Source organism: Streptomyces sp. CB02366, assembly GCF_001905905.1.
In the GTDB taxonomy this organism is placed as follows: domain Bacteria; phylum Actinomycetota; class Actinomycetes; order Streptomycetales; family Streptomycetaceae; genus Streptomyces.
On sequence record NZ_LIVT01000009.1, the window covers coordinates 91054 to 116429 of the forward strand.

At 74.2% G+C, this 25376-nt stretch carries 24 protein-coding genes; 12 read left to right on the top strand and 12 right to left on the bottom strand.

Annotated features, from left to right (window positions below):
- Positions 1-40: 40 nt before the first annotated feature.
- Entirely contained in the window at positions 41-1096 is a 1056-nt protein-coding gene (locus AMK24_RS23675) for a MerR family transcriptional regulator (protein ID WP_073770863.1), read from the top strand.
- On the opposite strand, the gene AMK24_RS23680 is transcribed toward AMK24_RS23675, so the two are convergent.
- Positions 1085-1996: a LysR family transcriptional regulator gene (locus AMK24_RS23680; RefSeq protein ID WP_073770864.1), complete on the bottom strand. Its 912-nt coding sequence runs from the start codon at positions 1994-1996 to the stop codon at positions 1085-1087. The genes AMK24_RS23675 and AMK24_RS23680 overlap by 12 nt on opposite strands.
- 225 nt (positions 1997-2221) lie before the next feature.
- On the opposite strand from AMK24_RS23680, the gene AMK24_RS23685 reads away from it, so the two are divergent.
- The 3 genes from AMK24_RS23685 to AMK24_RS23695 all read left to right on the top strand — a co-directional run bounded on the left by AMK24_RS23685 (position 2222) and on the right by AMK24_RS23695 (position 6351).
- Positions 2222-2716 carry a hypothetical protein gene (locus tag AMK24_RS23685; RefSeq protein ID WP_242435232.1) on the top strand — a complete coding sequence of 165 codons (495 nt, stop codon included), beginning with the start codon at positions 2222-2224 and terminating at the stop codon, positions 2714-2716.
- Positions 2717-2916: 200 nt separating this feature from the next.
- Positions 2917-5130, top strand: a complete 2214-nt coding sequence (locus AMK24_RS23690) for a HelD family protein (RefSeq protein WP_073770866.1) — start codon at positions 2917-2919, stop codon at positions 5128-5130.
- A 99-nt stretch (positions 5131-5229) separates the two neighbouring features.
- Complete coding sequence (locus AMK24_RS23695; protein ID WP_073770867.1) at positions 5230-6351, top strand: AI-2E family transporter; 1122 nt, start codon at positions 5230-5232, stop codon at positions 6349-6351.
- A gap of 100 nt (positions 6352-6451) precedes the next feature.
- Here the strand turns inward: AMK24_RS23695 and AMK24_RS23700 are convergent, their stop codons facing one another.
- Positions 6452-7567, bottom strand: coding sequence for an NADH:flavin oxidoreductase/NADH oxidase (locus tag AMK24_RS23700; protein ID WP_073770868.1), 1116 nt, complete (start codon positions 7565-7567; stop codon positions 6452-6454).
- Positions 7568-7700: 133 nt separating this feature from the next.
- On the opposite strand from AMK24_RS23700, the gene AMK24_RS23705 reads away from it, so the two are divergent.
- A complete protein-coding gene (locus AMK24_RS23705) occupies positions 7701-8063 on the top strand; it encodes an ArsR/SmtB family transcription factor (protein WP_073770869.1) in 363 nt (120 codons plus the stop codon).
- Positions 8064-8167: 104 nt separating this feature from the next.
- Here AMK24_RS23705 and AMK24_RS23710 read toward each other — a convergent pair whose 3' ends face one another.
- The gene (locus AMK24_RS23710; protein WP_073770870.1) at positions 8168-9208 is read right to left on the bottom strand and encodes an NAD(P)-dependent alcohol dehydrogenase; all 1041 of its coding nucleotides are present in this window, start codon (positions 9206-9208) and stop codon (positions 8168-8170) included.
- A gap of 161 nt (positions 9209-9369) precedes the next feature.
- Here AMK24_RS23710 and AMK24_RS23715 point away from each other — a divergent pair, with 161 nt between their 5' ends.
- Positions 9370-10299 (top strand): helix-turn-helix domain-containing protein, encoded by a 930-nt coding sequence (locus AMK24_RS23715; RefSeq protein WP_073770871.1) that lies wholly within the window; start codon positions 9370-9372, stop codon positions 10297-10299.
- A gap of 188 nt (positions 10300-10487) precedes the next feature.
- Here AMK24_RS23715 and AMK24_RS23720 read toward each other — a convergent pair whose 3' ends face one another.
- The 3 genes from AMK24_RS23720 to afsA all read right to left on the bottom strand — a co-directional run bounded on the left by AMK24_RS23720 (position 10488) and on the right by afsA (position 13290).
- Entirely contained in the window at positions 10488-11186 is a 699-nt protein-coding gene (locus AMK24_RS23720) for a ScbR family autoregulator-binding transcription factor (protein ID WP_073770872.1), read from the bottom strand.
- 295 nt (positions 11187-11481) lie between these two features.
- Positions 11482-12330, bottom strand: a complete 849-nt coding sequence (locus tag AMK24_RS23725) for an NmrA family NAD(P)-binding protein (RefSeq protein ID WP_073770873.1) — start codon at positions 12328-12330, stop codon at positions 11482-11484.
- A gap of 15 nt (positions 12331-12345) precedes the next feature.
- Positions 12346-13290 carry a 2-oxo-3-(phosphooxy)propyl 3-oxoalkanoate synthase gene (afsA, locus tag AMK24_RS23730; protein WP_073770874.1) on the bottom strand — a complete coding sequence of 315 codons (945 nt, stop codon included), beginning with the start codon at positions 13288-13290 and terminating at the stop codon, positions 12346-12348.
- Between the two features lie 572 nt (positions 13291-13862).
- Between afsA and AMK24_RS23735 the strand changes: the two genes are divergently transcribed.
- From AMK24_RS23735 to AMK24_RS23745, 3 genes are read left to right on the top strand one after another with little or no spacing between them, the layout of a single operon-like run.
- Entirely contained in the window at positions 13863-14537 is a 675-nt protein-coding gene (locus tag AMK24_RS23735) for a response regulator transcription factor (protein ID WP_073770875.1), read from the top strand.
- Positions 14537-15865: a sensor histidine kinase gene (locus AMK24_RS23740; protein WP_073770876.1), complete on the top strand. Its 1329-nt coding sequence runs from the start codon at positions 14537-14539 to the stop codon at positions 15863-15865. The genes AMK24_RS23735 and AMK24_RS23740 overlap by 1 nt, the downstream gene beginning before the upstream one ends.
- A gap of 52 nt (positions 15866-15917) precedes the next feature.
- Entirely contained in the window at positions 15918-16778 is an 861-nt protein-coding gene (locus AMK24_RS23745; RefSeq protein ID WP_073770877.1) for an endo alpha-1,4 polygalactosaminidase, read from the top strand.
- A gap of 21 nt (positions 16779-16799) precedes the next feature.
- Here the strand turns inward: AMK24_RS23745 and AMK24_RS23750 are convergent, their stop codons facing one another.
- Complete coding sequence (locus tag AMK24_RS23750) at positions 16800-17588, bottom strand: VOC family protein (RefSeq protein WP_073770878.1); 789 nt, start codon at positions 17586-17588, stop codon at positions 16800-16802.
- A 249-nt stretch (positions 17589-17837) separates the two neighbouring features.
- On the opposite strand from AMK24_RS23750, the gene AMK24_RS23755 reads away from it, so the two are divergent.
- The gene (locus AMK24_RS23755) at positions 17838-18431 is read left to right on the top strand and encodes a DinB family protein (protein ID WP_073770996.1); all 594 of its coding nucleotides are present in this window, start codon (positions 17838-17840) and stop codon (positions 18429-18431) included.
- A 59-nt stretch (positions 18432-18490) separates the two neighbouring features.
- On the opposite strand, the gene AMK24_RS23760 is transcribed toward AMK24_RS23755, so the two are convergent.
- The 5 genes from AMK24_RS23760 to AMK24_RS23775 form a co-directional block, all read right to left on the bottom strand.
- Complete coding sequence (locus tag AMK24_RS23760) at positions 18491-19168, bottom strand: lysophospholipid acyltransferase family protein (protein WP_073770879.1); 678 nt, start codon at positions 19166-19168, stop codon at positions 18491-18493.
- Positions 19169-19859: 691 nt separating this feature from the next.
- Entirely contained in the window at positions 19860-20021 is a 162-nt protein-coding gene (locus AMK24_RS34310; RefSeq protein WP_199876491.1) for a hypothetical protein, read from the bottom strand.
- Between the two features lie 175 nt (positions 20022-20196).
- Complete coding sequence (locus AMK24_RS23765) at positions 20197-20736, bottom strand: DUF6630 family protein (protein ID WP_073770880.1); 540 nt, start codon at positions 20734-20736, stop codon at positions 20197-20199.
- 188 nt (positions 20737-20924) lie between these two features.
- A complete protein-coding gene (locus AMK24_RS23770; protein WP_073770881.1) occupies positions 20925-21128 on the bottom strand; it encodes a hypothetical protein in 204 nt (67 codons plus the stop codon).
- A 2-nt stretch (positions 21129-21130) separates the two neighbouring features.
- Positions 21131-21835: an alpha/beta fold hydrolase gene (locus AMK24_RS23775; protein ID WP_073770882.1), complete on the bottom strand. Its 705-nt coding sequence runs from the start codon at positions 21833-21835 to the stop codon at positions 21131-21133.
- Positions 21836-22071: 236 nt separating this feature from the next.
- On the opposite strand from AMK24_RS23775, the gene AMK24_RS23780 reads away from it, so the two are divergent.
- Together AMK24_RS23780 and AMK24_RS23785 are read left to right on the top strand one after the other, a co-directional pair.
- Complete coding sequence (locus AMK24_RS23780) at positions 22072-23073, top strand: LLM class flavin-dependent oxidoreductase (protein ID WP_242435233.1); 1002 nt, start codon at positions 22072-22074, stop codon at positions 23071-23073.
- Positions 23074-23289: 216 nt separating this feature from the next.
- A complete protein-coding gene (locus tag AMK24_RS23785; RefSeq protein ID WP_073770883.1) occupies positions 23290-25323 on the top strand; it encodes an ATP-binding protein in 2034 nt (677 codons plus the stop codon).
- Positions 25324-25376: the final 53 nt, after the last annotated feature.

Sequence of the window (25376 nt, forward strand, 5' to 3'; positions counted from 1 at the left end):
CCCGCCGGTACGGTAGGAACTCCCCCTGGTGGAGGTTCAAGTGTTCTCGTCGTACGACGGGCTGTGCACCATCGGCGAGTTGGCCGAACGCACCGGTCTCAGCGTCAAGACCGTCCGTTTCTACTCGGACCGGGGACTGCTGCCGGAGACGTCCCGCAGCGCCGGCGGACACCGCAGGTACGCGCCGGAGGCCGTGGAACGGCTGGACATGATCCGTTCCCTGCGCGGCCTCGATCTGCCGGTTTCCGAAGTGCGCCGGATTCTCGACGAGTTGGACGAGCGGGACGACGGGGCCGCGGCGGGCGGCGCGTTGGAGGAGGCGGTGGCCGGCCGGTTGCGCGCCCTGGGGTCCGAACTCGCCGCGCTGCGCTGGCGGGAGGCGGCGCTCCGGCTGGTGCAGGAGTGCCCGCCGGACGAACGGGCCGGCCGGCTCCGGCTGGTGGGGGCCCTCGCCGCCCCGCCGAGCACCGACTCGCTGGCCCGTTTCTGGCGTGGCTGGCTGCCGCCGCGCATGCCCGCCCGGTCGGTCGCCGCGTTCCTGGAGGCGGCGGTGCCGCGCCCGCCCGGGGACCCCCGGCCGGACCAGGTACTCGCCTTCGCCCGGCTGCACGCCTTCGTGACCCGCCCGTGCGGCGACGGGGCGCGCGACGCCACCCAGCCCCGGGCGCACGCCGTCGGGGGAGCCCGCGCCCCGGCCGTGCTGTACGCGGGGCTCGCCGAGGCGTACGAACTGGCGGGCGGGGAGATGCGCCGTCGGGCCGACCCCGCCCCCGGGGAGGCTTTGGACGGTTTCGTGGACGCGTACGCGCGGACGTACGGCGCCGACGACACGCCCGCCTTCCGCCGTGTGCTGGCCGGGCGGCTGGCGGCCGATCCGCGCCTCGACCGGTACTGGGAGCTGACGGCCGAGGTGATCGGCGTTCCCGGTCTCCACCCCGAGCCGACGCCGGGAACCGCGCACGACTGGCTGCTGGCCGCCCTGGACGCGGAGGTGGAGGCGGCGAGCGGTGGCCCTGACGGTATCCGGGCGGGTGAGGGACGGACCGCCGCCCCCTCTCCCCTGTCGGACGGGGCGGGGGGCGTCTCAGCCCGGTGAGCGGGGCCGTACGTGCTCCGCGACCGCGCCGAGCAGGACCTCCCGCAGGATGAGGGCCGCCGGGAGCGGTCTGTCGGGCAGTGCCACGTGGACGGTCCGGCACAGGGCGGAGTCGGTGAGGGGGCGCAGGACGAGTTCGGCGGGGACCGCGCGAGCCGCGAGTGAGGGGACCAGGGCCACGCCGAGGCCGGCGGCGGCGTAGCCGAACTTGCCCGCCCAGCCGGCGATCCGCATGATCCGTCCCGGGGTGAAGCCCGCTCGGGCGCAGGCGTCGGCGAGCATGGTGGGACGGTCGCCGTACGCGTTCTGGATCCAGGTCTCGTCGCGGAGTTCGTACAGGTCGACGGCGTCGGCCCCGGCCAAGGGGTGGCGGCGCGGGAGGGCGACGAGCAGTTCGTCCTCGCACAGCGCGGTCGTCGTGGTCCCCTCGGCGGAGGGCAGGCCGTACGGGTAGTCGCTGACGACGGCGAGGTCCAGCGTCCCGTCCGCGAGATGCCGCATCAGTGTGCCGGTCGGGCCCTCGACGACCGCCACCTCGATCCCCGGCCGGGCGTCCTCGACGGCTCGCAGGGCGGCCGGCAGGAGTGCGATGTTGGCGGTGGCGAACGCGCCCACGTGCAGCGGCCCGCCGTCTCCGGTGTGCAGGACGGCCAGGTCCCGCTCGGCACGGGCGAGCCGGTCGAGCACCTCCACGGCGTGCCGGTGCAGCACCCGTCCGGCGGGAGTGAGCCGTACGCCTCGCGGCAGGCGCTCGAGCAACGGCCCGCCGGCTCGGGCCTCCAGCGCCGCGATCCGCCGGGACACCGCGGACTGCGTGTAGTTGAGCCGGGCCGCCGCCCGGGTGAACGACCCGGTCTCGGCCACGGTGACGAGCAGCCGGAGCGACTCGTTCTCCCACATGTCTTCCCCCTGCCGCAGCGCTCGTCGCCCGGACACCGGCATCATCGCCGATCGCATTCCGCCCGCGCATGGGTTCCATGCGATGCGGTCGCTGGTGCCCTGCTCCGGGCGGCCATAGCGTCGGGCCCGGCGGCGGCGCAGGTCGGATGCGCCGCCGCCGGGCCCCGCCGCTCACCCGAGTTCGTGGAGGTCCTGGCGGCTACGACCCCGAGAAGGCGGTTCATCGTGCGACAGACCGGAAACGGGCCGGAGTTGGGGCGGCGGATCGGCACGTACCACGCCGTGGGGGTGGCGGGCGCGCTCGGCCAGGCGGCGCTGCGGACCATCACGCTGCTGGTTCTCGTCATGATCGCCGCGCTGGTGTGGGTCAGGCCGAACTCCACACTCCTCAAGTGCTCCGTGGCCGCGGCCGTGGTGGTCGTCCTGTTCGGGCTGCGGCTGGCATGGCGCCTCGTCACGGCGCGACGCGGCGGCAACCAGTGCCGATTGCACCAGGGGGGCGTGGCCGTCACCGGCCCGTTCGGCGGGATACGGGGCGCGGTGGCGTGGCGGGAGGTCACCGGTCTGCGCAGAATGAGCACCGCGTCCCTCCTCATGGCGTTCCACCGCGTGGAGCTGGAACGGCGGGGCGGTCCGCCTCTCACCTTCATCGCCTTGGGTCTCGAACCCGCACTGGTCGAGGTCCTGGTGAAGCTCGCCGCGCGCAACGGCCTGGAGTAGGGGCCGGCCCGGTCGCCACCGCGGCAGACGCGCCGGGTGCCTTCGCCGCATGACAAACCCCGGACCGCAATTGCGGTCCGGGGTTTGTCGCGCGTATATTGGAATCTTCTGCGCTCACGCAGAAAGGCCCCGCTCGGGGGCCTTATGGATACGAATATATCTGGCGGGGAGCCGTTTTGTCAAACCGGGAAAGCGACGAATTGCGGGAAGAGCAGGAATTCATCGACCGGCTCCATGCCCGGGTCGACGCCCTGCGCGGCGTGGCCGCCGAGGGCGTGGAGCGGGCGCTGACGCCGGTGGGCGCCAACCAGCAGGCACGCCTGGAACGCGACATCCGGGTCGCGGAGCGCTCGGGTCTGCTGGCCGCGCTCAACGCGGTGGACGGATCCCTGTGTTTCGGCCGCATCGACCGCTCGGACGGAATCGCGCACCATATCGGCCGTATCGGAATCCGGGAGGACGACACCGAGCACACTCCCGTTCTGATCGACTGGCGTGCTCCGGTGGCGCGTCCTTTCTACCTCGCCACGGGGCACACGCCGATGGGACTGCGCCGGCGCCGCCACATCACCACCGAGGGCCGTACGGTCACCGAGCTCCATGACGAGATCCTCGATCTCGGGGACGAGGCCCGCACCGGTTTCGAGGACCCGAACGGCGACGCGGTACTGCTCGCGGCGCTGAACTCCGCGCGCACCGGGCGCATGGGCGACATCGTGCGAACCATCCAGGCCGAGCAGGACGGCATCATCCGGGCCCCGCACCGCGGCGTCCTCGTCGTGGAGGGCGGCCCCGGCACCGGCAAGACGGCCGTGGCGCTCCACCGGGCCGCCTTCCTGCTGTACGAGCACCGTGAACTGCTGGCCAAGCGCGCCGTGCTCATCGTGGGCCCCAACCCGGCGTTCCTGCGCTACATCGCGGAGGTGCTGCCTTCCCTGGGGGAGACCGGGGTGCTCCTCGCGACGCAGGCGGAGCTGTTCCCCGGTGTGCACGCCACCGGAACGGACACCCCGGGCGCCGCGGCCGTCAAGGGCGGTGAGGCGATGGCCGAGGCCCTCGCCCTGGCCGTACGCGACCGGCAGCTGCTTCCGGAGCCCGGTGCACCGATGGTGATCCCGCACGAGGACGGCGGGGAGCTGATCCTGGACTGGGAGATCGCCTACGAGGCCCGGCAGGCGGCCCGCGACACGCGCCTGCCGCACAACCTCGCCCGCCCGTACTTCGCCTTCCGGGTCATCGACGCGCTCACCGCGCAGCTCGTCGAACGGATCGGCGCGGACCCCTACGGGGGGCCCAACTTCCTCGGACCCGACGACGTGGCCCAGCTCGGCCGGGACGTCGCGCTGAGCAAGGAGGTGCGCGCCGCCGTCCAGGAGCTGTGGCCGCCCCTGACCCCCGAGGGCTTCCTCGCGGACTATCTGGCCGACCCGGTGTACGTGCCGGAGGCGGACGCCGACGCGATCCGCCGCTCGCCCGGCGACGGGGCGTGGACCCCCGCCGACGTACCGCTGCTCGACGAGGCGGCCGAACTGCTCGGGGTGGACGACAGTGCGGAGCGGGCCGCCGCCGAGGCCGCCCGCCAGGAGCGGGTCGGTTACGCGCAGGGGGTGCTGGAGCTGTCGCGGGGGTCGGAGAGCTACGAGTTCGAGGACGAGGAGTCCGAGGTTCTCGCCGCGCACGACATCATCGACGCCGAGCGGATGGCGGAGCGGCACGAGGAGGCCGACCACCGCACCGCCGCCGAGCGGGCCGCCGCCGACCGGACCTGGGCGTTCGGGCACATCGTCGTGGACGAGGCCCAGGAGCTGTCGCCGATGGCGTGGCGGCTGCTGATGCGGCGGTCCCCGACCCGCTCGATGACCCTGGTGGGCGATCCGGCGCAGACCTCCGAGGAGGCCGGGGTCGGATCCTGGGAGAAGATTCTCTCCCCCTACGTCGGCGACCGCTTCGAGCACGTCACGCTGGGGGTCAACTACCGTACGCCCGCCGAGATCATGGAGCTGGCCGCCGGGGTGCTGAGGGAGAAGGACCCCTCCTTCACCGCGCCGGTCTCGGTGCGGTCGACGGGTGAGAAGCCGTGGACACGGGAGTCCGGGGCGGACCTGGCGGCCGCGGTGGCCGACGCCGTGGCGGAGCTGACACCCCGGGAGGGGCGCCTCGCGGTGATCGCGCCGCGGTGCCTGCACGAGATGATCGCCGCCCCGCTGGAGGGGATCACGGCGGGCGGGGAACCCGATCTCACGCGCACGGTGGTGCTGCTCGATCCGCGGCAGGCCAAGGGGCTCGAGTTCGACCATGTGCTGGTGGTGGAGCCGGGCCGGTTCGGCACGAGCGATCTGTACGTGGCGCTCACCCGGGCCACCCAGCGGCTGGGTATCGTCCACCGGGGAGAACTGCCCGCCGCCCTGCGCTGACCGGCCCCGCGGCCCCGTGCGCGCGCTTCTCGCGCGCGGTGGGCGCCGGCCGGCCTGCGGGTGTCCGGAGCGCGGTGACCGAACCCATAGGGTGACGCCATGTCTTCGCCATTGAGTTCGACAAAGACCGCGGCCGCCCTCCGCACATCGGCACGGGCCTCCGCGGAGGTGCTGCTGGTCCTGGTGGCGGCATGGGTCGCGCTGTGGGTGCTGGGCCGGATGTGGTCGGTCGTATGGCCGCTGATAGTCGCTCTGTTCCTCGCCACGCTGACCTGGCCGCTGGCCCGTTTCCTGCGCGCGCACGGTTGGCGCCCCGCCCTCGCGGCGTCGGCGGTGACGGTGTTCGCCCTGCTCGTGGGAGCGGGCATCGTGGCCCTGATCGCCGTACCGGTGGCCGACCAGTCCGGTGAGCTGGCCGACCGGGTGGTCGCGGGCATCGAAAAGCTCCGCGAGTGGGCGGCCGGGCCGCCGCTGAACATCGGTGACGATCAGATCACCGGTGCGCTCGACAGCGCGACCGCCAAGCTGCAGGACAGCGTCGGCAGTGTGGTCACCACCGCCGTCACCGGGGTGAGCACCGTAGTCAACGGGCTGGTCACCGCGGTCCTCGCGGTCTTCCTGATGTTCTTCTTCCTCAAGGACGGCCCGCGCTTCCTGCCGTGGCTGACCCGTCAGCTGCCCGGCCGGCTCGCCGTGGACGTCCCCGAGGTGGCCTCGCGCGGTTGGGACACGCTGGGATCGTTCGTCCGGTCGCAGGCGGCCGTCGGTCTGCTGGACGCCGTCTTCATCGGACTCGGGCTGTGGATCCTGGGGGTTCCGCTGGTGCTTCCGCTGGCGGTGCTGACCTTCGTCTCGGCGTTCGTGCCGATCATCGGGGCGCTGTTCGCCGGGTTCGTGGCGGTGGTCATCGCGCTGGTCTCGAACGGGCTGATGGACGCCCTGCTCGTGCTCGCGATCATCATCGTGGTGCAGCAGTTGGAGGGCAACGTCTTCCAGCCCATGATCCAGAGCCGGGGCCTCGGCCTGCACGCCGCGGTCGTCCTGCTCGCGGTGACGCTGGGCGGCAGCCTGGCCGGCGTGGTGGGCAGCCTGCTCGCGGTGCCGGCGGCGGCGCTGATCGGGGTGGTCTGGAGGTACCTCCGCGAGCAGCTCGCCGAAGAAGTGCCGGAGGCCCCGGCCCCGGCCGACGACGGGACGGGCGGTTCGCCCGTCCCGTCGTAGCCCGGGGGCCGTCGCCGGCCCGGCCCCTTCCCCGCCCGGCGCCTGGGCGGGGAAGGGGCCGGGCCCCGGCCGGGGGATCAGCGCCGTGGGGCCGGGCCGGTCAGGCGCTGGCCGACCGGCGGGCCAGGGCGTAGCCGTACTGCCGGGGCCAGCGCGGCCCGGTCGCGAGGGCGTCGGCGGCGTGGTGGGCCCAGTGCGGGTCGCGCAGCATCTCGCGGCCGATCATGACCGCGTCGGCCTGTCCCGCGGCGACGATCTCCTCGGCCTGCGCGGCGTCCAGGATCAGTCCCACGGCGGAGGTGGGGAGGCCGGCGGTGCGCCTGACCCGGTCGGCGAAGGGCACCTGGTAGCCCGGGTGCGCGGAGATCGCCGCGTCGCGCACGAGGCCGCCGGAGGAGACGTCCAGCAGATCGACGCCGTGGGCGGCCAGTTCCCCGGCGAGGCGTACGGTGTCGTCGCCGGTCCACCCCTCGCGCGGGTCCTCGGGGTTCTCGGTCAGCCAGTCGGTCGCCGAGGTGCGGAAGAGGACCGGCAGCTCGTCGGGCCACACCGCCCGGACGGCGTCCACCACCTGGAGCGGGAAGCGCAGCCGGTTCTCCCAGCTGCCGCCGTAGGCGTCGGTGCGGTGGTTGGCGGCCGGGGAGAGGAAGGAGTTGATCAGGTAGCCGTGCGCGCCGTGGATCTCGACGACGCGGAAGCCTGCGGCGAGGGCGCGTTCCGCGGCCGCGGCGAAGTCGCGCACCAGCTGCTGGATCTCGTCCTCGGTCAGTTCGTGCGGTACGGGCAGGCCCTCGAACGCGACGGCGCTGGGGGCGACGGCGCTCCAGCCGCCCTCGTCCTGCGGTACGGAGCGGTCGGCGACCCAGGGCCGGTCGGTGGACGCCTTGCGTCCGGCATGGGCGAGCTGGATCGCGGGGACCGAGCCGTGGGAGGCGATCGCCGCCGCGATGCGGGTGAACGCCTCCTGCTGGCGGTCGTTCCACAGGCCCAGGTCCCAGGGGCTGATCCGGCCGTCCGGGCGGACCCCGGTGGCCTCCGCCATCACGAGCCCGGCGCCGCCGGCGGCCCGGCCCGCGAGATGGGTGAGGTGGAAGTCCGTCGGAACCCCCGTCTCCGGCCCTTCGTGGGCGGCGGAGTACATGCACATCGGAGACATCCAGACACGGTTGGGAATCTCCAGGGACCGCAGGGTCAGGGGTGTGAACAGGGCACTCACCGGTATGTCTCCTCGGATCGGGGGGTGGCCGCCGGAGGGCGGCACCGAGGAAACAACGATAGGCATCGTAGTACGTCAGTTGTCAAACTACGTTGATATTCGTACTTTGGAGGCCGACCCGAGGAGGCCACCCATGCCCACCACCGAGCGCGCCGCCGCGTCCGGACGGCACATCGCCCATCCGCGGCTGGAGGAGATCCGCCTGGAAGCGGTCCTGCACGCGCTGGCCGACCCGGTCCGGCTGCGCATCGCGCGGGAACTGGCGGACGGGCACGAGGACATGGCCTGTATCGCGTTCGACCTGCCGGTGAGCAAGTCCACCACCACCCACCACTTCAAGGTGCTGCGCGAGGCGGGGGTCATCCGCCAGCACTACGACGGGACCTCCCGCCTGAGCCGGCTGCGCGAGGACGAACTGGAAACACTCTTCCCCGGGCTGCTGGCCGCCGTCCTGGAAGGGGCGCGGCGGTCGGCCGGGACGCCGGAGCCGGCCTGAGCACGCCTCCGCCCCGAGCGGTTCGAGGGCTCGGGGCGGACGCGGGCACGGCGTACGGGGCGGCTCAGCCGGACGCGGCTCCCGTCGGGCGGTCGTGACGCCTCTCAGATGGTCGCGGCGTCGATCACGAAGCGGTAGCGGACGTCGCCGGCGAGCACCCGCTCGTACGCCTCGTTGACCTGGCTCGCCTCGATCAACTCGATCTCCGCGCCCAGCCCGTGCGCGGCACAGAAGTCCAGCATCTCCTGGGTCTCCTCGATGCCGCCGATCATGGAACCCGCGATCGCCTTGTCACCGCCGATCAGCGAGAACAGGTTGAGCGAGACCGGCTCCTCGGGGGCGCCGACGTTGACCAGGGTTCCGTCGGTCCGCAGCAGACCGAGGTAGGCGTCGAAGTCCAGCGGGGCCGAGACCGTGGAGAGGATGACGTCGAAGGCTCCGGCCAGCTCCTCGAAGGTCGCGGGATCGCCGGTCGCGTAGTAGTGGTCGGCGCCCAGCTTCAGCCCGTCGTCCTTCTTCCGCAGCGTCCGGGAGAGGACGGTGACCTCCGCGCCGAGGGTGTGGGCGATCTTGACCGCCATGTGGCCGAGGCCGCCCAGACCGACGACGGCGACCTTCTTGCCCGGGCCCACGCCCCAGCGCTTGAGCGGGGAGTACGTGGTGATGCCCGCGCACAGCAGAGGCGCGGCCTCGTCGAGGGCGATGCCCTCCGGGATGGAGACGACGAACGCGTCGCGCACGACGATGTGCGTCGAGTAGCCGCCGTAGGTGGGTTCGCCTCCGCGGTCGAGCGCGTTGTACGTCTGGGTGTTCCCCTCGGCGCAGTGCTGCTCGCGGCCCGTCCGGCAGGCGGCGCACCGCCCGCAGGAGTCGACCATGCACCCGACGCCGACGCGGTCGCCGACCTTGAACCTGGTCACGCCGGGCCCGGTCTCGGCGACGATCCCGGCGATCTCGTGGCCAGGCACCATCGGGAAGATGCCCTCGCCCCAGCCGTCGCGGGCCTGGTGGATGTCGGAATGGCAGATACCGGCGAACTCGATGTCGATCAGGACGTCGAACTCGCCCACCGGACGGCGCTCGATCGTGGTGCGCTCCAGCGGGGCCTTGGCACGGGGAGCGGCGTAGGCGGCAACGGTGGTCATGCCGGAGGTTCTCCTCTGGGTGGTGCGGTGGGTACGCCTTCGAGCCTCACACCCGGGACGGCGTCCGCCCAGCCCACCGCTGTGCCTACGTCCGGCGGTCCTACCACCGACGGGGACAGGCTCGGCGGCGTACGACCGCGGATCGACGGAATAATGGAGGCATGGACGATCAGCCGGAGGCCGCCTCCCCCGAGCCGCTGGACCGGCGGGCCGAGCTCAGCGAGTTCCTGCGGACCCGGAGGGCCAAGCTCCGGCCGCAGGACGTGGGGCTGCCGGAGTTCGGCCGCCGTCGCCGGGTGCCCGGGCTGCGCCGGGAGGAGCTGGCGCAGCTGGCCGGGGTCTCCGTGGCGTACTACACGCGTCTGGAGCAGGGCAACGGGCGGAACGTGTCGGCGGAGGTGCTGCACGCGATCGCGCGTGCGCTGCGGCTCACGGATGCCGAGCAGGCGCACCTGACGCATCTGGCGCGGCCGGCGCGGCACGGGAGGAAGCGCCGTCCCGCGAGGGCGCAGCGGGTGCGGACCGGCTTGCTGTACCTCCTCGGCAGCATGGAGGGCATTCCCGCGTACGTGACCGGGGCGCGCTCGGACATCCTCGCCTGGAACCCGATGGCGGCGGCGGTGTTCGGCGACTGGGGCGCGCTGCCGCCCGCCGAGCGCAACTGGGCGCGTCTGGTGTTCCTCTCCCCCGCCTACCGGGACCTGTTCGTGAACTGGGACTCCAAGGCGTCGGACATGGTCAGCTATCTGCGGCTGTACGCGGGCTGTCACCCCGACGATCCGGAGCTCTCGGCCCTGGTGGGCGAACTCTCGGTGAAGAGCGAGGAGTTCCGGCGGCTGTGGGCCACCCACAACGTCAAGGAGAAGGGCCACGGCACCAAGGTCGTCCGGCATCCGCTCGCCGGGGATCTGACCCTGGCGTACGAGACGCTGAACCTCCCCGACGACGAGGAGCAGCATCTGGTGACCTACCACGCGGAGCCGGGCTCGGAGTCGGCCGAGGGCCTGCGCCTGCTGGCGAGCTGGGGAGCGGACGCGGGCCGGGCGGATCTGTTCGGCGCGACGGGCCGGGGCCCGGACGCCGGGCGGTGAAGACGGGTTCCCGCCGCGCCGGCCGGGGGTTCGCGCGCCTCGCGCCGGCCCTGCTCGAAAGGCGCCGGGGGACGGCTTCGGAGCACCGGGCGGAACCGCCCGCCGCCCGGGTATGGGACCGGCTCTCGGGCCCGGGCGCGGTACGGGAGGGGGTCTTCACCGGGTGGTCGCGGGCCTCCGCCGGCCGGTCAGTCGGCCCCGGTCCGCTGCCCCGCCGCCTCCGCCGTGCCCCCGGTGAGCACCGCGAGGGCGGGGCCCCGCCCCGAGGCCGCCGCGCCGGTGCCGGCCGGGTCCATGAGCGTCAGAGTCTCCGCGGCGACGAGCCGGGGCAGCAGTAACCGCCAGAACCCGGTGAGCATGTGCGGGGACAGCCAGGCGGAGTCGTCCCGGCCGAGCGCCTCGAATCCGGTCGTCACGGCGACGGTGGCGGCCGCCGCGTCCGCGCGCGAGACGCCGTCGGCGAGCGTGCCGGCGGCGGCCGCCTCGTCCAGCAGCCGCCGTACCCGGTGGTGCCACTCCAGCCGCAGGTCCGGGACTCCGGCGTTCTCCCCGTCACAGCTCAGCCGGAATCCGGCCCGGCTCACCGGATCGTCCCGCAGCCGTTCCACCAGCGCGTGCGAGGTGTCGACCAGTGCTTGCACGGCGTTGTCCGTCCTGTGCCGGATCGCGGCCGACAGGTCGTGCAGCCCTCGGGACGCCTCCGCCACCACGGCCTGCGCCACGGCGGCCTTGTTCTCGAAGTGGAAGTGCAGCGCTCCCGTGCTGACGCCCGCTCCCGAGCTGATCAGCACCAGCCGCGCCTGTGCGTAACCGTGCCGCTCGAAGACGGCGGCGGCGGAGCGGATCAGCGCCTGGCGTGTACGGGCGGCGCGCTCCTGTTTGGTCACCGGGCCCTCCCCGCCAGGGAGAAGCGGTCGGATACGGGACCGGAAAGGGGACCGGAACCGGTCGAGGGCTCCACCCCGGAGCGGTAGGACGGTGTCATGGAGTTATCCAACCAACTAGTCGGTAGGTTTTCCAGGGAACGGAGGAATGCGACGAAGGGGCCAGGCCGCTTTCCGGCCACACCGGTCCTGCGCGATGTCAGCGGAACAGAAAAGCAAAACGCGCATCATCCGACTTATCCCCGGTCCCCGGCGGTTCATCGGCGACTTCCGTCTCCCGCTCCCCCGCGAATCGGCCCTATCGCGCGGCGAACGCCTCGGCGTGGTCGGCCGCCCAGAGGCGGTAGGGCCGGGCCGGGCGGCCCGTCAGTTCCTGGACCGTGGGCACGACCGCCGCCTTGGCGCCCGCCCGCTGCCGCTCGGCGCTCTCCAGGAACGCCTCGGCGACGGGTCGCGGGTACTTCGCCAGCAGGGCGGACCGCGCGGCGTCCACGCCCAGCTCCTCGAAGCGCAGCGGTCGTCCCAGAGCCCGGGAGAGCTGGGCCGTCTGCTCCCGTGCGGTGATCGCCTCCGGCCCCGACACGGCGTACGCCTTGCCCTCGTGCCCCGTGCCGGTGAGGGCGGCGACGGCGACCGCGGCGACGTCGCGCGGGTCGACGCAGGCGACCGGCGCGTCGCCGTGCAGGGCACGCACCACGCCCCGCGACCGGATGCCGGGCGCCCAGGACAGGGTGTTGGACATGAATGTCCTGGGACGGACGAAGGTCCAGGGGACGCCCGATTCCCGGATCGCCCGCTCGTTCTCCCGCTGGCGCCGGGTGATGAAGTCGGCGGCGCCGGGCTCCTCCACCGCCAGCATGGACAGCTTGACCAGGTGGCGCACGCCCGCCGCGGCGGCCGCCGCGGCGACCCGCTCGTCGTCGGGCTCGGTGGGGCTGTTCGTCACCAGGAAGAGCGAGGCGACGCCCCGCAGCGCCCGGTCGAGGGCGGCCCGGTCCGCGTACGCCCCCTCGACGACCTCGACCCCGTCCCCGGCCGCCCCGAGCCGCTCGGGGCGGCGCGCGAGGATCCGCACGGGCCCGGCCGCCGCCAACCGCGCGGCGACCTCGCGGCCCACCGCTCCGGTGGCGCCCGTCACGAGAATCACGTGTGCGCCCCTCCCTCAGCCGCGGACCCGGAAGCCGGACAGGACCGCGGTGAACACCGTTTCGCCGTTCTGACGCCCGGTCACCTGGACCGTCACCGTACCCTCGGCCGTTCCCGGCAGAACCACCGCCCCGATCCGGCACGGGCTGCCGAACTCGGCATACCGGTGGAACCGGCTGACGACCTCCGTCGGAACGATCCCGCCGTCTCCCACCGCCAGCCAGGCCGCCTGGCGGGCCGCCTCCAGCAGCAGCATGCCGGGAACGTGGTCGTTGGGGCGCTGGAACAGCGTCGGGTGCCGGGTGTCCACCCGCAGGTCCCACAGCCCGTCCCGGCCGGTCCCCGACAGCACCACGTCCTCGGTCCTGCTCCGGCCCGCCAGGGCGGCACGGACCGGTGCCGCGGCCGGTATCGATATGCTCTCGGCGGCGGCGTCGCCGCGCATCCGCCGGTAGACCTCGGGGCTCGTGAAGCGGGTGACCCCCACCCCCGTCGCCGCCGGCTCCCCGTCACGGTGCATCGTCCACGCCACGCGCCCCGCCACCGGCAGCCCGCCGCGCCACTTCAGGCCGGAGCAGTACACCTCCACGTCGACCTCGGCGGGGGCGCCGCCGACCCTCAGGTGCTCCTGGTGGCACGCGAAGTCCAGGCCCGACAGCAGAAAGTGGTGGCCCAGCGGCACGCCGTACCCCGCGTGGAAGGCGAGCATCGCCGCCTGCCGCATCACTTCCGCGACCAGCAGCGGGTCGTGCCGGTCGCCGTCCACCGGGGCGAAGAACGCGTGATCGTGCGGAAGGACCGCCGTCACCGAGAACCGGTCGTGCGCCAGGCGCACCCAGTCGCGCGGAAAGGCGTCCTCGGGCCGGGTCCGGTGCACCATGTCGATCCCCACGGGGTGCGCCACGGCGGCCTCCGCTTCCATGGCCGGCACCGGATCGATCAAGACTGCTGCTTCGGGCATAACTCCCCCCAGGGGTCATGTGAATGGCGAGCCGTTCCTGCGATGCACGTGCGTTGATAAGATACAGACTAAGCGGTTTTTTTTCTATCCTCGAGGGGCCCGCCTCCACCCCTCACGACCGCCTCCAGGCCTCTGTCCAGCAAAGGAGACGAGCCGGCCGAACAGGAGCGGGCGACCCATGCCCGCAAGAAAATCCCGGCGGCAGCGGCATGAGCATTCGAGAAATACGGCTGCCGAGCCGCGACTCATACCGAAATTCCGAAAAGCGCGGGCATCACGAAATGCGCTTGCCTTATCTCCTTTCCCGTCCGAGGAATTCCTCGCGCTCGGCATGGACTGCGTCCCGGGAACCGCCCGGCGCCGAGCCGGAGCAGTCGCCCGAACCCCGGAACCGACCGGTGGGGGATACTGCGGCGCCCCTCCGCCGACCGGCCCCTCTCCCTGCCGGAGCGGGCCGAGCCCTTACCCCATCCTCCACCCCGCCGGCCGAGCCGGACCGCTTAGGATGGCGGGTCTCCCCCGCCCCCCCGGCGCGGGCCTGTCCCGGACAAAGGATCGGAGGCGTCCTCCCCGTGCGTGTGCTGCTGGTGGAGGACGACGAGGATCTGCGGGAGGTGATCGCGGCCGGGCTGCGGGACGGGGGCTTCGCCGTGGACTGCGCGTCGGACTGGCCGGAGGCCGACGTACTGCTGCACGTCACCGCGTACGACTGCGTGGTGCTGGACCGGATGGTGCCCTACGGCGACACCCTCGTCCCGCTGGAGGCCGGGCGCCGGGCGGGCTGGTCGGTGCCCGTGCTGTGCCTCACCGCCCTGGACTCCCTGGACGAGCGGCTTCGGGGGCTGGAGAGCGGGGCGGACGACTATCTGGCCAAGCCGTTCGCGATGCGCGAGCTGGTGCTGCGCGTCCGGGCCCTGAGCCGCCGGGCGCCGGCCCGGCTGCCTTCCTTCCTGAGCTGCGCGGACCTGGTCATGGACGTGGCACGCCACGAGGTGCGGCGCGCCGGGGTGCTGCTGTCCCTGAGCCCGAAGGAGTACGCCGTGCTCCGGCAGCTCCTCGTCCACCGGGAGGCCGTCGTCACCCGCACCGGACTGCTGGAGCACTGCTGGGACGAGATGGCCGACCCGGTGTCCAATGTGGTGGACGCCGTCGTCGCGGGCCTGCGGCGCAAGCTCGGCCCGCCCCCTCTGGTGCACACCGTGCGCGGGCAGGGCTTTTCGCTGTCAGCGCGGCCGGGGGCCTCCTGATGGCGAAGTCCGTACGGCCCCGCTCCCCGGCCAGGCGGCGGCTGCGCCGGCTCCAGCTGCGGCTGACCGCCGCGTACGCCCTGATCACCGTCGTCGGACTGGCCTGCCTGTCCTGGCTGGTGATCCGTACCGACGACCGGGCGCGGCAGGACGCCGAGTACGAGGAGATGCGCCGCCGGGCCTCCGTGGCCGCCTCGCTCGTCTACTACGAGGACGGCCGGATCCGGCTGGACGGCCTCCAGGACGACGAGGCGACGGCGGGGACCCCGCAGGTCCTGGTGCTGGAGGAGCGGCCGGGCCGGGGACCGGGCGCCGTGTTCCGGGGCCGTGCCGCACAGTTCGACGTCCCGGGCGCGCCGGTCGCGGCGGTCGCCCGGGCGGCGATGGCCGAGGAGGGGCCGGTGGAAGCCGGGGCCCGCGACCGCTCGGGGGAACCGGTGCGCCTGCTGGGCGTGCCCTTCTACCACGACGCCACCGACGAGGTGGCGGGCGCGGCCGTCGCGGTCGGCGACCCGGAACACGGGGCGGCCGAGCACCGCAGCCTGGTCCTTTCCCTGGTCGCCGGGGCCGGGGCGCTGACGGCGCTGGCCGCGCTGAGCGGCCACGTCCTCTCGGGGCGCAGCATGCGGCCGGCCTGGGAGGCGTTGGAGCAGCAGGAGAGGCTGCTGGCCGACGCGGCGCACGAGCTGCGGACCCCGGTCGCGGTAATGCGCGGTTCGGTGGAGATGGCGGCCGGCGCCCCGGGGGTCCTCGACGCGCATCTGCCCCGGATCCGGCGGGCGGCGGACCGGATGGCCGACGTCGTGGAGAACCTGCTGATCCGGGGGCGGCTGGAGGCGGCCGTGGACGCCGTACGGGCGGAGCCGCTGCGGCTGGACAAGCTCGTGGAGGAGATGTGCGCGGAGCTGCCGCAGAGCGTGCCCCGGCCGCGTCTGCGGACGGTGGAGTCGGTGGTGGGGGCCGACGCGGCCCTGGTGCGGGTCGCCGTACGGAACCTGCTGGACAACGCCGTGCGGCACGGGCGCGCCTCCGATGCGCGGGACGGGGGCGGACTGCTGGTGACCGTGTGCGGGCCCGAGGTGGTGGTGGCCGACCGGGGCCCGGGGGTGGATCCGGCACGGTTGCCGGAACTGACGGAGCGGTTCAGTTCGCCGGGCGGAGGAACGGGTATCGGCCTCTCGCTGGTGCGGCGGGTGGCGGAGGCGCACCGCGGAACGCTCACCGTCCGGGCCCGTCCCGGAGGCGGAGCGGAGTTCGTCCTGCGCCTCGCCCCCGCTCGCTCCCGACGTGAGCGCCGCCGCGGAGCGGTCCTCACGATTCGCTCATGATCGACCGTCCATGATGTGGGGAAAGGTTCGAAACCCACGTCCGGGAGTACGCATGCCCCACCCCGCCGTCCGCCCTCCGTTCCGCCGCAAAGGCGCCCTCGCCGCCCTGGCGTGCGCGGTCGCGATCGCGGCGGGGGCGGGGTTGCTCCTGTCGCACGCCTCCGCAGCGGGTTCCCCGGCCGGGGCGGCGCCCGAGGTCGTGCCGCCCACGGCGCACGTGCCCTTCGACTACCAGCTCGGCGGCGCGTACACCCCGCCCGCCGGAGTCGGAGCCGTCTCCCGTGACCGCGGGGCCGAGCCGGCCGAGGGCCTCTACAACGTCTGCTACGTCAACGCTTTCCAGACCCAGCCCGACGCGCTGGACTGGTGGGCGGAGCACCACCCCGGCCTGCTGCTGCGCGACGGCGAAGGCGAGCTGGTCGAGGACGACGCGTGGGGCGAGGCGCTGCTCGACACCTCCACCGCGGCCAAGCGCGCCCGGCTGGCGGAGATCGTGGGCGCCTGGATCGAGGGCTGCGCCGCCTCCGGTTTCCAGGCGGTGGAACCGGACAACCTCGACTCCTACGAGCGGTCCGGCGGGCTGCTGGCCCCGGCGCACAACGCGGCGTTCGCGAAGCTGCTGGCCGACCGCGCGCACGCCGCCGGACTGGCGATCGGCCAGAAGAACACCACCGATCTGCTGGAGCGACGGGAGGGGATCGGGTTCGACTTCGCCGTCGTCGAGGAGTGCGGCCGGTACGACGAGTGCGGCGACTTCGCCACCGCGTACGACGACCGGGTGTTCGTGGTCGAGTACACCGACCGCGATTTCGTGAAGGCGTGTGCGTCCGTGGGGGCGAAGGTCTCCGTCGTGCGCCGGGATCTCGACGTCGTCCCCGCCGGGCGGCCGGGGTACGTGCACCGCGCCTGCTGAGCGCGCCCGAGGGGCACGGGGCTACGCCGGGGGGGCGCAGACCGTGAAGATGCCGCCCTCGGGATCGGTGACCACCACTTCGGTCCTGCCGTCGGGCGCGTCCTCCGGAGGGCCTGCCGATCCGCCGGCCGCGCGGGCCGCCGCGGTGGCCGCTTCCAGGTCCGCGACATGGAAGCGGACGTGCCAGCGCGGGTGCAGCCGGGGGTCGGCGCACGACGCGTCCCCGCCGCCGCGGAGGGTGGCCACGGTGCGGCCGCCCTGGCGGACGACGACGGCGTCCTGCCTGCAGGCGTAGCCGACGTCGCAGCCCCCGGGCTCCTGGGACGCCCAGCCGAACACCTCGGCGTAGAAGATCGCGGAGTCGAAGGCGTGGCTCGTCCGCAGTTCGAGGGAGGCCGGGGCGTTGTCGCGTCCGAGCGACCAGGGCGGGGTCCGCCCCTCCCAGAAGCCGAATCCGGCCCCTTCCCGGTCGGCGGCCACCGCTCCCCGGCCGGGGCCCAGCCGGATCGGGCCGACGGCGATGGTGCCGCCCCGTTCCCGGACCCGGGCGGCGGCGTCGTCGGCGTCCGCGACGGCGAAGTACGGGGTCCAGGAGGCGGCGGTGGGCAGGCCGGGGGCGCTTTGGCCGATCCCGGCGACGGGCAGGGCGTCGAGGTGGGCGACCGAGAACCCCTCGCCGAGGGCGCCGGAGCGGAAGGCCCACCCGAGGACGGCCCCGTAGAACTCCTGGGCGGCCCGCAGGTCCCGGGTCATGAGACTGACCCAGCACGGTGTGCCGTGCACAGGAGTGGTCTGCTCTGTCGCGGTCATCGGGATCGGTCTCCTCGTCCCCTCCGGTGGGCCGCCGGTACCCGGCGACGGCCCGGCGGGCGGGGCGGGTTGATCACCGGCCGTTCGGGGGCCGGTGCGCTCCGGAACGTCACCGGCCTCTCCGGGGCGGCACGCCTCCATACCTACGCCGCCGAGGTCGCCGCCGCCACCCGGGCGGGGCTCCGGAACGGGGCGGTCGCGCGCCCCGGGGCCGTGTCAGTGGCCGGTGGCCGGTGGCAGACTGCCCGCATGATCTCTGTGCAGTCGAAGGCCGATCTCCAGCGCTACCTGCGGTCCGCCCGTGAGACCTTGCTGTGGAAACTCGAAGGGCTCGGCGAGTACGACGTCCGCCGCCCTCTCACCCCCACCGGGACCAACCTCCTCGGGCTGGTCAAACACGCCGCGGGGGTGGAGCTCGGGTATTTCGGCGAGACGTTCGGCCGCCCGTTCCCCGGGACCCCGCACGCATTCTCGGACGATGCCGAGGCCAACGAGGACATGTGGGCGAGGGCCGACGAGTCGCGCGAGGACGTCCTCGACCTGTACCGCCGGGTCGCCGAGCACGCGGACGCCACGATCGCCGCGCTGCCGCTCGAAACGGTCGGCCGGGTCCGGTGGTGGCCCGAAGACCGGGCGCGGGTGACGCTGCATCAGGTCCTGGTCCATGTGATCGCGGACCTCCAACGGCACGCGGGCCACGCCGACGTCGTACGGGAACTCATCGACGGGGCCGTCGGGCTGCAGGCCGGCAACGACAACATGCCGCCGGAGGACGCCGCCTGGTGGGAGGGGTACCGGCAGCGTCTGGAGCAGGCGGCACGGGAGGCGCAGGCTGCGGGGTGAAGGCCGCCCCGCCCGGGTCGGGCCGGACCCGCCGCCAGCCCCCGGCCAGAGGCCCTGGCTCACGGCTGTTCCGCGCTGCCCGCGAGCGGCACGGGTTCGCCGATCCGGTGCGCGGCGGTGCGCCAGGCGGCGGTGACGGCGGCGCGGGCCGCGGCGGTCGCCGCACCGACCTCCGCAGGCAGGCGCAGCGGGGCCCCGATGTGGACGTGGAGCCGGGGGCGGCGGGCCGGGGCGGTGAGGAAGCCGGAGATCTGCTTGACGCACGGGCCCGAGCTGACCCGGCGGGCCCCCGCCTGGCCGAGCGGTACGACAGGCGCTCCGGAGACGTGTGCGAGGCGGGCGAGTCCACTGCGGAAGACCTCGGGCGGAGCCTCCGCCGCGTCGGTGCGGCAGGGCAGCCGGCCTTCGCCGTAGATCAGCAGATGGCGGCCGTTCCCGAGCGCGAGCGCCGCCGTGTCGAGCGCGCTCGCCGCCCGGTCGGTGCCGCGGTGCACGGGTACATGGCCGCCGCGTTCCAGGAGACGGCCGAGGACCGGGACGCGCCAGAGGCCGGCGGCGGCCATGACCACGGGCTCGACGCCCAGGCGGCGCAGGGCGGCGAGCACGATGCCCGGGTCGGCCAGGGAGGTGTGGTTGGCCACGATGATGCTGCCCGCGGCCGGGGCCGTGGCGTGGTCGGACGTGACCGTGAGGTGTCCGAGCGAGGGGACGACGGCGGCTGCGATACGGCTGAGCACGGCTCTCCCGGGGGTCCGGCGGGCGGGGGCCGCCCGCGGGCGGCGGGGCGGCGGCGGGGCCGCCGCTTTCGGCTCGTCCCCGTCGTGTCCTCATCGTCGCGGCGGCCGGGGCGCGGGACCTGAGTGCGGATACTCAGTCGCCAGGGGGCGATCCTCCAGTGACGCCCGGGCGGTGGGACGCCGGGTGCGGACCGGGCTCCGGCGGGGCGACGCGCGAGCCCGACCGGCGTGCGGCCGCCCCTGCCCGTTGACCGCTGACGCGGTGGACGGACCGGGGGGCGGTGGTCGCGACGGCCGGCGGTCCGCCGGTGCGGGAGGGGCCGGTCACGTGCGGGGGCACGCGCCCCGCGGCGGCCGGCTGGGAGCGCTCTCCACGCGACTGCGTGGACCGCTCACCGGAGCACGGCCGCCGCGGGCGGTCGCGACGGCGGTTCCGGGCGGGGGCCGCGGTGGCCGCGGGCGTCGTCGGACGCCCGGCCTGCCGCGGCCTCACCCGCTTCCGCTTGCGCCGGTCGCTCAGCCGACCGGAGCGCCACGAACGCAAGAATGTGGCGATGATCGCAGGACGCTCATCGTCCGGTGCTGGTCGGTTCCGCCCTCGGGCGGCTGCGGACCGGGGTTCCGGCTCGCCCCAGGGGCGCCCTGCCGGTCGGGGCCGGGGAAGGACCGGCCGTGATCCCCGCGACGGCTCCTAACGGGCCGCGGCCGTCGTTCTGGGGGCGCCGAAGTCGATGGCGCGGCCGGCCTCGCGCAGGACCTCCTCGGCCACCCGGCGCACTTCGGCGGGCACGTCGCCCTGTTCCTCCACGAGTCCGGCGTAGATCGGTGCTTCGGTGCTGTCTGCGGAGCTCATACAGTTCGTTTCTCCGTCGGTCGGGTGCGGAAGCCTACGCCGGTCGGCGGAGGCGGGGGCGAGTGTACGTGGTGGGCGGCGGCGGTCGCGATTCGGTTCCGGCGCGCGGACCCCCGCCGCACCTGGTGGAACGGCGGCCCGTCCCGCCTGCGGCGGGAGTGCGGGGCGTACCCCGTCACTGCCCGGGGCCGGCGGCGCCCAGGTGCTCCACGGGGAAGCCGGCCCGGCCGGCGAGCGCGGTCAGCTCGTCGGCACGGGCCGCTCTCAGGCCCACCACCGGGTAGCAGTCGGAGTCGATGTCGAGGACGGCCAGGGCCGCGCCGATCTCGCGGTAGCGGCGGCCGCAGGCGTGCAGGAAGTCGTAGGTCGGCAGGGACGTCCCCGCGGGCTCGGAGAGCGTCCACGGGTCCGGGGAAGGCCGCGATTCGAGCGCCCTCAGCTGGGCGCGGACCTCCTCCGCGCCCTCCTTCCAGTCGAACTCCGCGAGCAGCCCGCGGGCGGCGAGCGCGTCGATGAGCGCGATCCAGGGGAGGTTGTCCACCGGCTCGTCGATGCCCCGTTCCTCCAGGCGGTCCTCGAAGGCGCTCACATAGCCGTTCGGGTCGTCGTGTGCGCGGAGCACCTCATCGGCCACCCCGGGGTGCGCGGGGGCGAGCAGCGAGGCGATCTCGGCCAGGGAGGTGCGGACGGTCCCGGCGTCGCGCGGGTCGGACATGGCGTGCTCTCCTCTACGGCCTGGCGGCCGCCGGGTGGTCGGACATGGGTCGGCGCCGCCCCGGCGCGGGCCGGGGCGGCGGGAGCGGCGAAGGGGAACGGGCCCCGGAGGTCCGGGAGCGGTGGAGGGCGCGTGCGGTGCGCTGGCCGCAGAGGGGGACGGGCGGGCCCCGCGAGGCGGGGGGAGGCTCAGGTGCGGCGGCGCCGGGAGCCCGGCAGCGGCCGGTGGCCCTCGGTCCACTCGTTGACCCATCCGCAGCCCGAACAGGCGTAACGCCCGTCGAGGCCGGCGATCAGAGTCCCGCACCGGGCGCAGCCGATGTAGGTGATCTCCGGGTGTTCCGTGGCCGCTTCGTGCGACGTGTGCCGCTCGGGGCCGGGTGAGGTCGGCATCGTCAGGCCCCCTTTCCCGCGGCGTCGAGCAGGATCCGGGCGAGTTCGCGCGGCTGCGAGAACATCGGCCAGTGCCCGGTGTCCAGGGTGGCCGACTCCCATCGCTCGCTCGTCAGCAGCGCGGCGACGGCGGGGCTCGGCTCGGGCTGGTCGAGCAGGCACCTGACGTACGTCGCCGGCAGCAGGCTCAGCGGGCGGGTCAGCGCGGCGGGTTCGGTGAGGGTGGCGCCGGGGTGCGGTGTCGCCCCGTCGAGCATCCGGGCGATCTGTTCGTCGTCGAGACCCTGGCCCGCGCAGTCGGCGGGGGCGGGCGGCGGCCAGAGACCGCCGTTGGCGGCGATGGACGCCTCCACGCCCGCCCCGCCGGCCGGCCAGCCGGAGACGAAGGACTCGCCGTCCACCGGGACGTCGGAGTCGACGAAGACGACGTGGGCGAGGCGGTCGCCGAGCCGTTCGGCCGCCTGGCCGACCGGGATGCCGGAGTAGCTGTGCCCGACCAGGACCACCTCGCGCAGGCCGAGGCGTTCGACCTCGTCGAGGATGTCCTGGACGTGCGTCCGCTGTCCCGCCGCCGCTCCCCGTTTCTCCGCGAGGCCGGACAGGGTCAGCGGGTGGACTCCGTGCCCGGCCGCGCGCAGGTCGGGCACCACATCGCGCCAGGCCCACGCGCCGAGCCAGGCCCCCGCCACGAGTACGAATTGCGTCATGCCAGCAACGTAGCGCAGGGGTACGACAACACCTCTCCGGCCGCCGCGCCGCAGGGGCGGCACCACGCCCTCCGACCGCCGCGACGACCTCTTTCGGGCAGGGCCCGGCGCCTGGTGTCCGGCGGGTGTCCCGCCTCCCGGCGGCCGTCGCCGCTTCGCTATCGTCGTGGGACGGGCGTCGGCGGGCGGGTGTGATCGCACCCGCCGCCCGGCCCGCCGACCGAAGGAGAGCACCTGTGCGTTCCCCCGCTGCCGACGCCGCCCGCGTGACCGGACCGACCGTGGGCGTTCTGCTGCCGCGGGACCTGCCCGTCGAGCGGATCCTCCCGTACGCGCGCCGGGCCGAGGCGCTGGGGTTCGACGCGGTGTGGGTGGTCGAGGACCTCGGTTTCCGTGGAGGGGTCGCGCAGGCGGCCGCCGTCCTGGCCTCCACCGACCGGATCCGGGTCGGCATCGGGCTGCTGCCCGCCGGGGCCCGCAACGTGGCGTTCGCGGCGCTGGAGATCGCGTCCCTGGCCCAGCTCTTCCCCGGCCGGGTCGACGTGGCGGTGGGTCACGGCATGCCCCACTGGATGCGCAGCGTCGGCCAGTGGCCCCGAAGCCCGCTCACCCTCCTCCGCGAGTACGTCGACGCCCTGCGGGCGCTGCTGCGCGGCGAACTCACCCGGCGGCACGGCCGGTACGTGCGCCTCGACGGCGTACAGCTCGACCCGAGCGCGCTGCCCGACGTGGTGCCCGACATCCTGACGGGCGTCCGGGGCCCCAAGTCCCTCGCCGTCTCCGGCGAGGTGGCCGACGGGACGGTCCTCGCGGAGCCGGTCTCCCCCGAGTACGCGCGGGCGGCGCTCGGGCACATCGCCCCCGCCGGCCGCCACCGTCTGGTCGCCTACAACATCGCCTCCGTCGCCCCCGACCGGGCCGGCGCCCTGGCCGCCGCCCGGGCGGGGCTGGAGTGGATCGGCGAGCCCGACTGGAGCCCGCACATCGCCCCGCTCCCGTTCGCCGACGAGCTGGCGGCGCTGCGGGCCGGAAGCACGAGCCGCGAGGAGTTCGGGCGGCGCCTTCCCGACGACTGGGTGGCGCGGCTCGCGGTGGCCGGGACCCCCGAGGAGGCCCGCGCCCGCCTCGCCGGTCTGGGGGAGGCGGGCGTCACCGACACCGTCCTCACGCCGGTCGGCCCCGATCCGGTGGGGTCGCTGGAGTCGCTGGCCGCGGTTCTCGGCGCCGGGGGCGCCTGAGGCCCCGGAGAACCCGCGGGCGCCGCCAAGAACACGAACAGGGCCGGCACCATACGCACCAGCGGAACCGCCCTCCCCCGAGGCTTCGCTGTTCCTCTTCCTCACCTGTCGTCTTACGCAAGTTGATGACAGGCCAGGGTTCATTGTCGGCCGTTTCTGACTGTTTTTCGCTATGAACGGAGGCGGTGGGCCACGGCGAGGCAGGATGGCCCCGTGATGGGCAACCTCCCTGTCGTGACAACCAGTTTCGTCGGCCGCGGCAGTGAACTGGTCAGCGTCGAACGGGCACTTCGAGATCATCGGCTGGTCACGCTGACCGGCAGCGGCGGGGTCGGCAAGAGCCGGTTGGCCCTGCGCATCGCCGAGCGTGCCCGGGAGCGCTACGCGGACGGCGTCTGGTGGGCCGATCTCTCCCCTCTGCACGACGAGGAACTGCTGGCGACCACGGTCTGCGACGGCGTCGGCCTCCTGGACCACAGCCACCGCCGACCGGTGGCCGCGCTGGCCGAATGGCTGTCCGACCGGCGCCTGCTCCTCGTTCTCGACTGCTGTGAGCGGCTCGTGGGGCCCTGCGCGCAGCTCGTGGCCGAACTGCTCGAAGCGGCCCCGGGATTGACGGTGCTGGCCACCAGCCGGGAGCCGCTGGGCACGGCCGACGAGCTGTGCGTCGAGGTACCCCCGCTCTCCGCGGGGGACGAGGGCGACGACGCCGTCCGCCTCTTCCAGGATCGTGCGGCCGCCGTGGTCCCGGACCTCTCCCTCGACGAACCCGAGAACGCGGCCGCCGTCGCCGAGATCTGCCGGCGGCTCGAGGGCATACCGCTCGCCGTCGAGCTGGCCTGCGTCCAACTGCGCGGCAGCAGCCCTCAGGAGATCACCGGGCGGCTGGCCTCCCGGATGGAGAACCTCACCGACGACACCGTCTGGCCCCGCCGCCACCGTGCCCTGCGCACCACGATCGGCTGGAGCCACGAGCTGTGCGCGCCGCTGGAGCGGCTGCTGTGGGCGCGTCTCTCCGTCTTCCGCGGGGCCATCACGCCCTCGGACGCGGAGGCCGTGTGCGCGGGCGGGCCGTTGGACGCCGCGGCCGTCGCCCCGGCGCTGGAACGCCTGGCCGACCAGTCGGTCCTGCGGCGGACCGGGGACGGCTACCGGATGCTGGACACGCTGCGCGAGTACGGCGCGATGTGGCTGACCGAGCTGGCCGAGGACGTGCTCATCGCGGACCGGCACGCCCGGCACTTCGCCCACGTCGCCGTCCAGGCGTACGCGGGCTGGCTCGGGCCGTCGCAGGTGACCTGGTACCACCGGATCGCCGACACCCACGCGGATCTGTGCGCGGCGCTGGACCATCTGCTGGCCGAGGACCCGGAGATGGCGATGGAGATGGCCGGCTGCGCCGGTCTCTTCTGGAGCTGCTGCGGCCACCTGCACCAGGCCCGTTCGTATCTGGAGCGGGTGCTCGCCCTGCCGCTGTCCACCGGACCGCACCGCACCCGGGCGCTGTGGGCCCTGGGCATCACGCTGACCCTTCAGGGCGACCACGAGTCGGCAGGCCGCGTCGGCGAGGAGTGCCGGGTCTCGGCCGAGGGCGACGGGGATCCCGAGGCGGTGCTCCTGGCGACCCACTCCGTGAGCTTCACCTATCTCATGATGGGCCGGCCGCTCACCGCTTACTCCGTCAGCGACCGCGCTCTGCGCGACCACCCGGGCGACCCCGCCGCCGCGCCCTCGCAGTTGCGCTGCCGGGTGATACGCCTCTTCGCCCTGTCCGCGCTCGGCCGGCTCGACGAGGCGTACGAGGAGGCCATGCGGCTCCAGCGGATCAGCCTGCGCTTCGGCGAGCACTGGGCGCGCGCCTACGCCGATCACCAGCTCGCCCTCATCCACCTGCTCCAGGGCCGCCCCCGCCATGCCGAAAGCCACGCGCGCGCGATGCTCGCGAGCAAGCACGAGTTGCACGACAGCCTCGGCATAGCGCTCGGTCTCGATCTGCTGGCCGGGGCCATCGCCGCTCAGGGGAACGGGGTGGCCGCCGCCCGCGCCTCCGGTACGGGGCACACGTTCTGGCGCATGATCGGCCACCCCCACCGGGGAACCCCGGAGCTCGGGGCGATCCGCGAGCAGTGGGAGCTGAGGGCGCGGCAGGCCGCCGGCGACTCCGCGTACGAGCTGGCCTACCGGCGCGCGTCGGCGGACGACGCCGAACGCGGCCTGGCCCACGCGCTGGAGCGGGGGCTCCCCGGGTAGTTCCGGTCCCCGCCGCCCGCGGGTCCGCTCGCGCGGCGGGCGGTAGGGGCTCC

Coding starts and splice junctions, on each gene's coding strand:
- AMK24_RS23680 (WP_073770864.1), bottom strand. CDS start 1,996: ATGTGGGAGAACGAGTCGCTCCGGCTGCTCGTCACCGTGGCCGAGACC.
- AMK24_RS23740 (WP_073770876.1), top strand. CDS start 14,537: ATGGCGAAGTCCGTACGGCCCCGCTCCCCGGCCAGGCGGCGGCTGCGC.
- AMK24_RS23785 (WP_073770883.1), top strand. CDS start 23,290: ATGGGCAACCTCCCTGTCGTGACAACCAGTTTCGTCGGCCGCGGCAGT.
- afsA (WP_073770874.1), bottom strand. CDS start 13,290: ATGCCCGAAGCAGCAGTCTTGATCGATCCGGTGCCGGCCATGGAAGCG.
- AMK24_RS23710 (WP_073770870.1), bottom strand. CDS start 9,208: ATGACCACCGTTGCCGCCTACGCCGCTCCCCGTGCCAAGGCCCCGCTG.
- AMK24_RS23750 (WP_073770878.1), bottom strand. CDS start 17,588: ATGACCGCGACAGAGCAGACCACTCCTGTGCACGGCACACCGTGCTGG.
- AMK24_RS23765 (WP_073770880.1), bottom strand. CDS start 20,736: ATGTCCGACCCGCGCGACGCCGGGACCGTCCGCACCTCCCTGGCCGAG.
- AMK24_RS23705 (WP_073770869.1), top strand. CDS start 7,701: ATGCCCACCACCGAGCGCGCCGCCGCGTCCGGACGGCACATCGCCCAT.
- AMK24_RS23745 (WP_073770877.1), top strand. CDS start 15,918: ATGCCCCACCCCGCCGTCCGCCCTCCGTTCCGCCGCAAAGGCGCCCTC.
- AMK24_RS34310 (WP_199876491.1), bottom strand. CDS start 20,021: ATGAGCTCCGCAGACAGCACCGAAGCACCGATCTACGCCGGACTCGTG.
- AMK24_RS23770 (WP_073770881.1), bottom strand. CDS start 21,128: ATGCCGACCTCACCCGGCCCCGAGCGGCACACGTCGCACGAAGCGGCC.
- AMK24_RS23755 (WP_073770996.1), top strand. CDS start 17,838: ATGATCTCTGTGCAGTCGAAGGCCGATCTCCAGCGCTACCTGCGGTCC.
- AMK24_RS23775 (WP_073770882.1), bottom strand. CDS start 21,835: ATGACGCAATTCGTACTCGTGGCGGGGGCCTGGCTCGGCGCGTGGGCC.
- AMK24_RS23695 (WP_073770867.1), top strand. CDS start 5,230: ATGTCTTCGCCATTGAGTTCGACAAAGACCGCGGCCGCCCTCCGCACA.
- AMK24_RS23715 (WP_073770871.1), top strand. CDS start 9,370: ATGGACGATCAGCCGGAGGCCGCCTCCCCCGAGCCGCTGGACCGGCGG.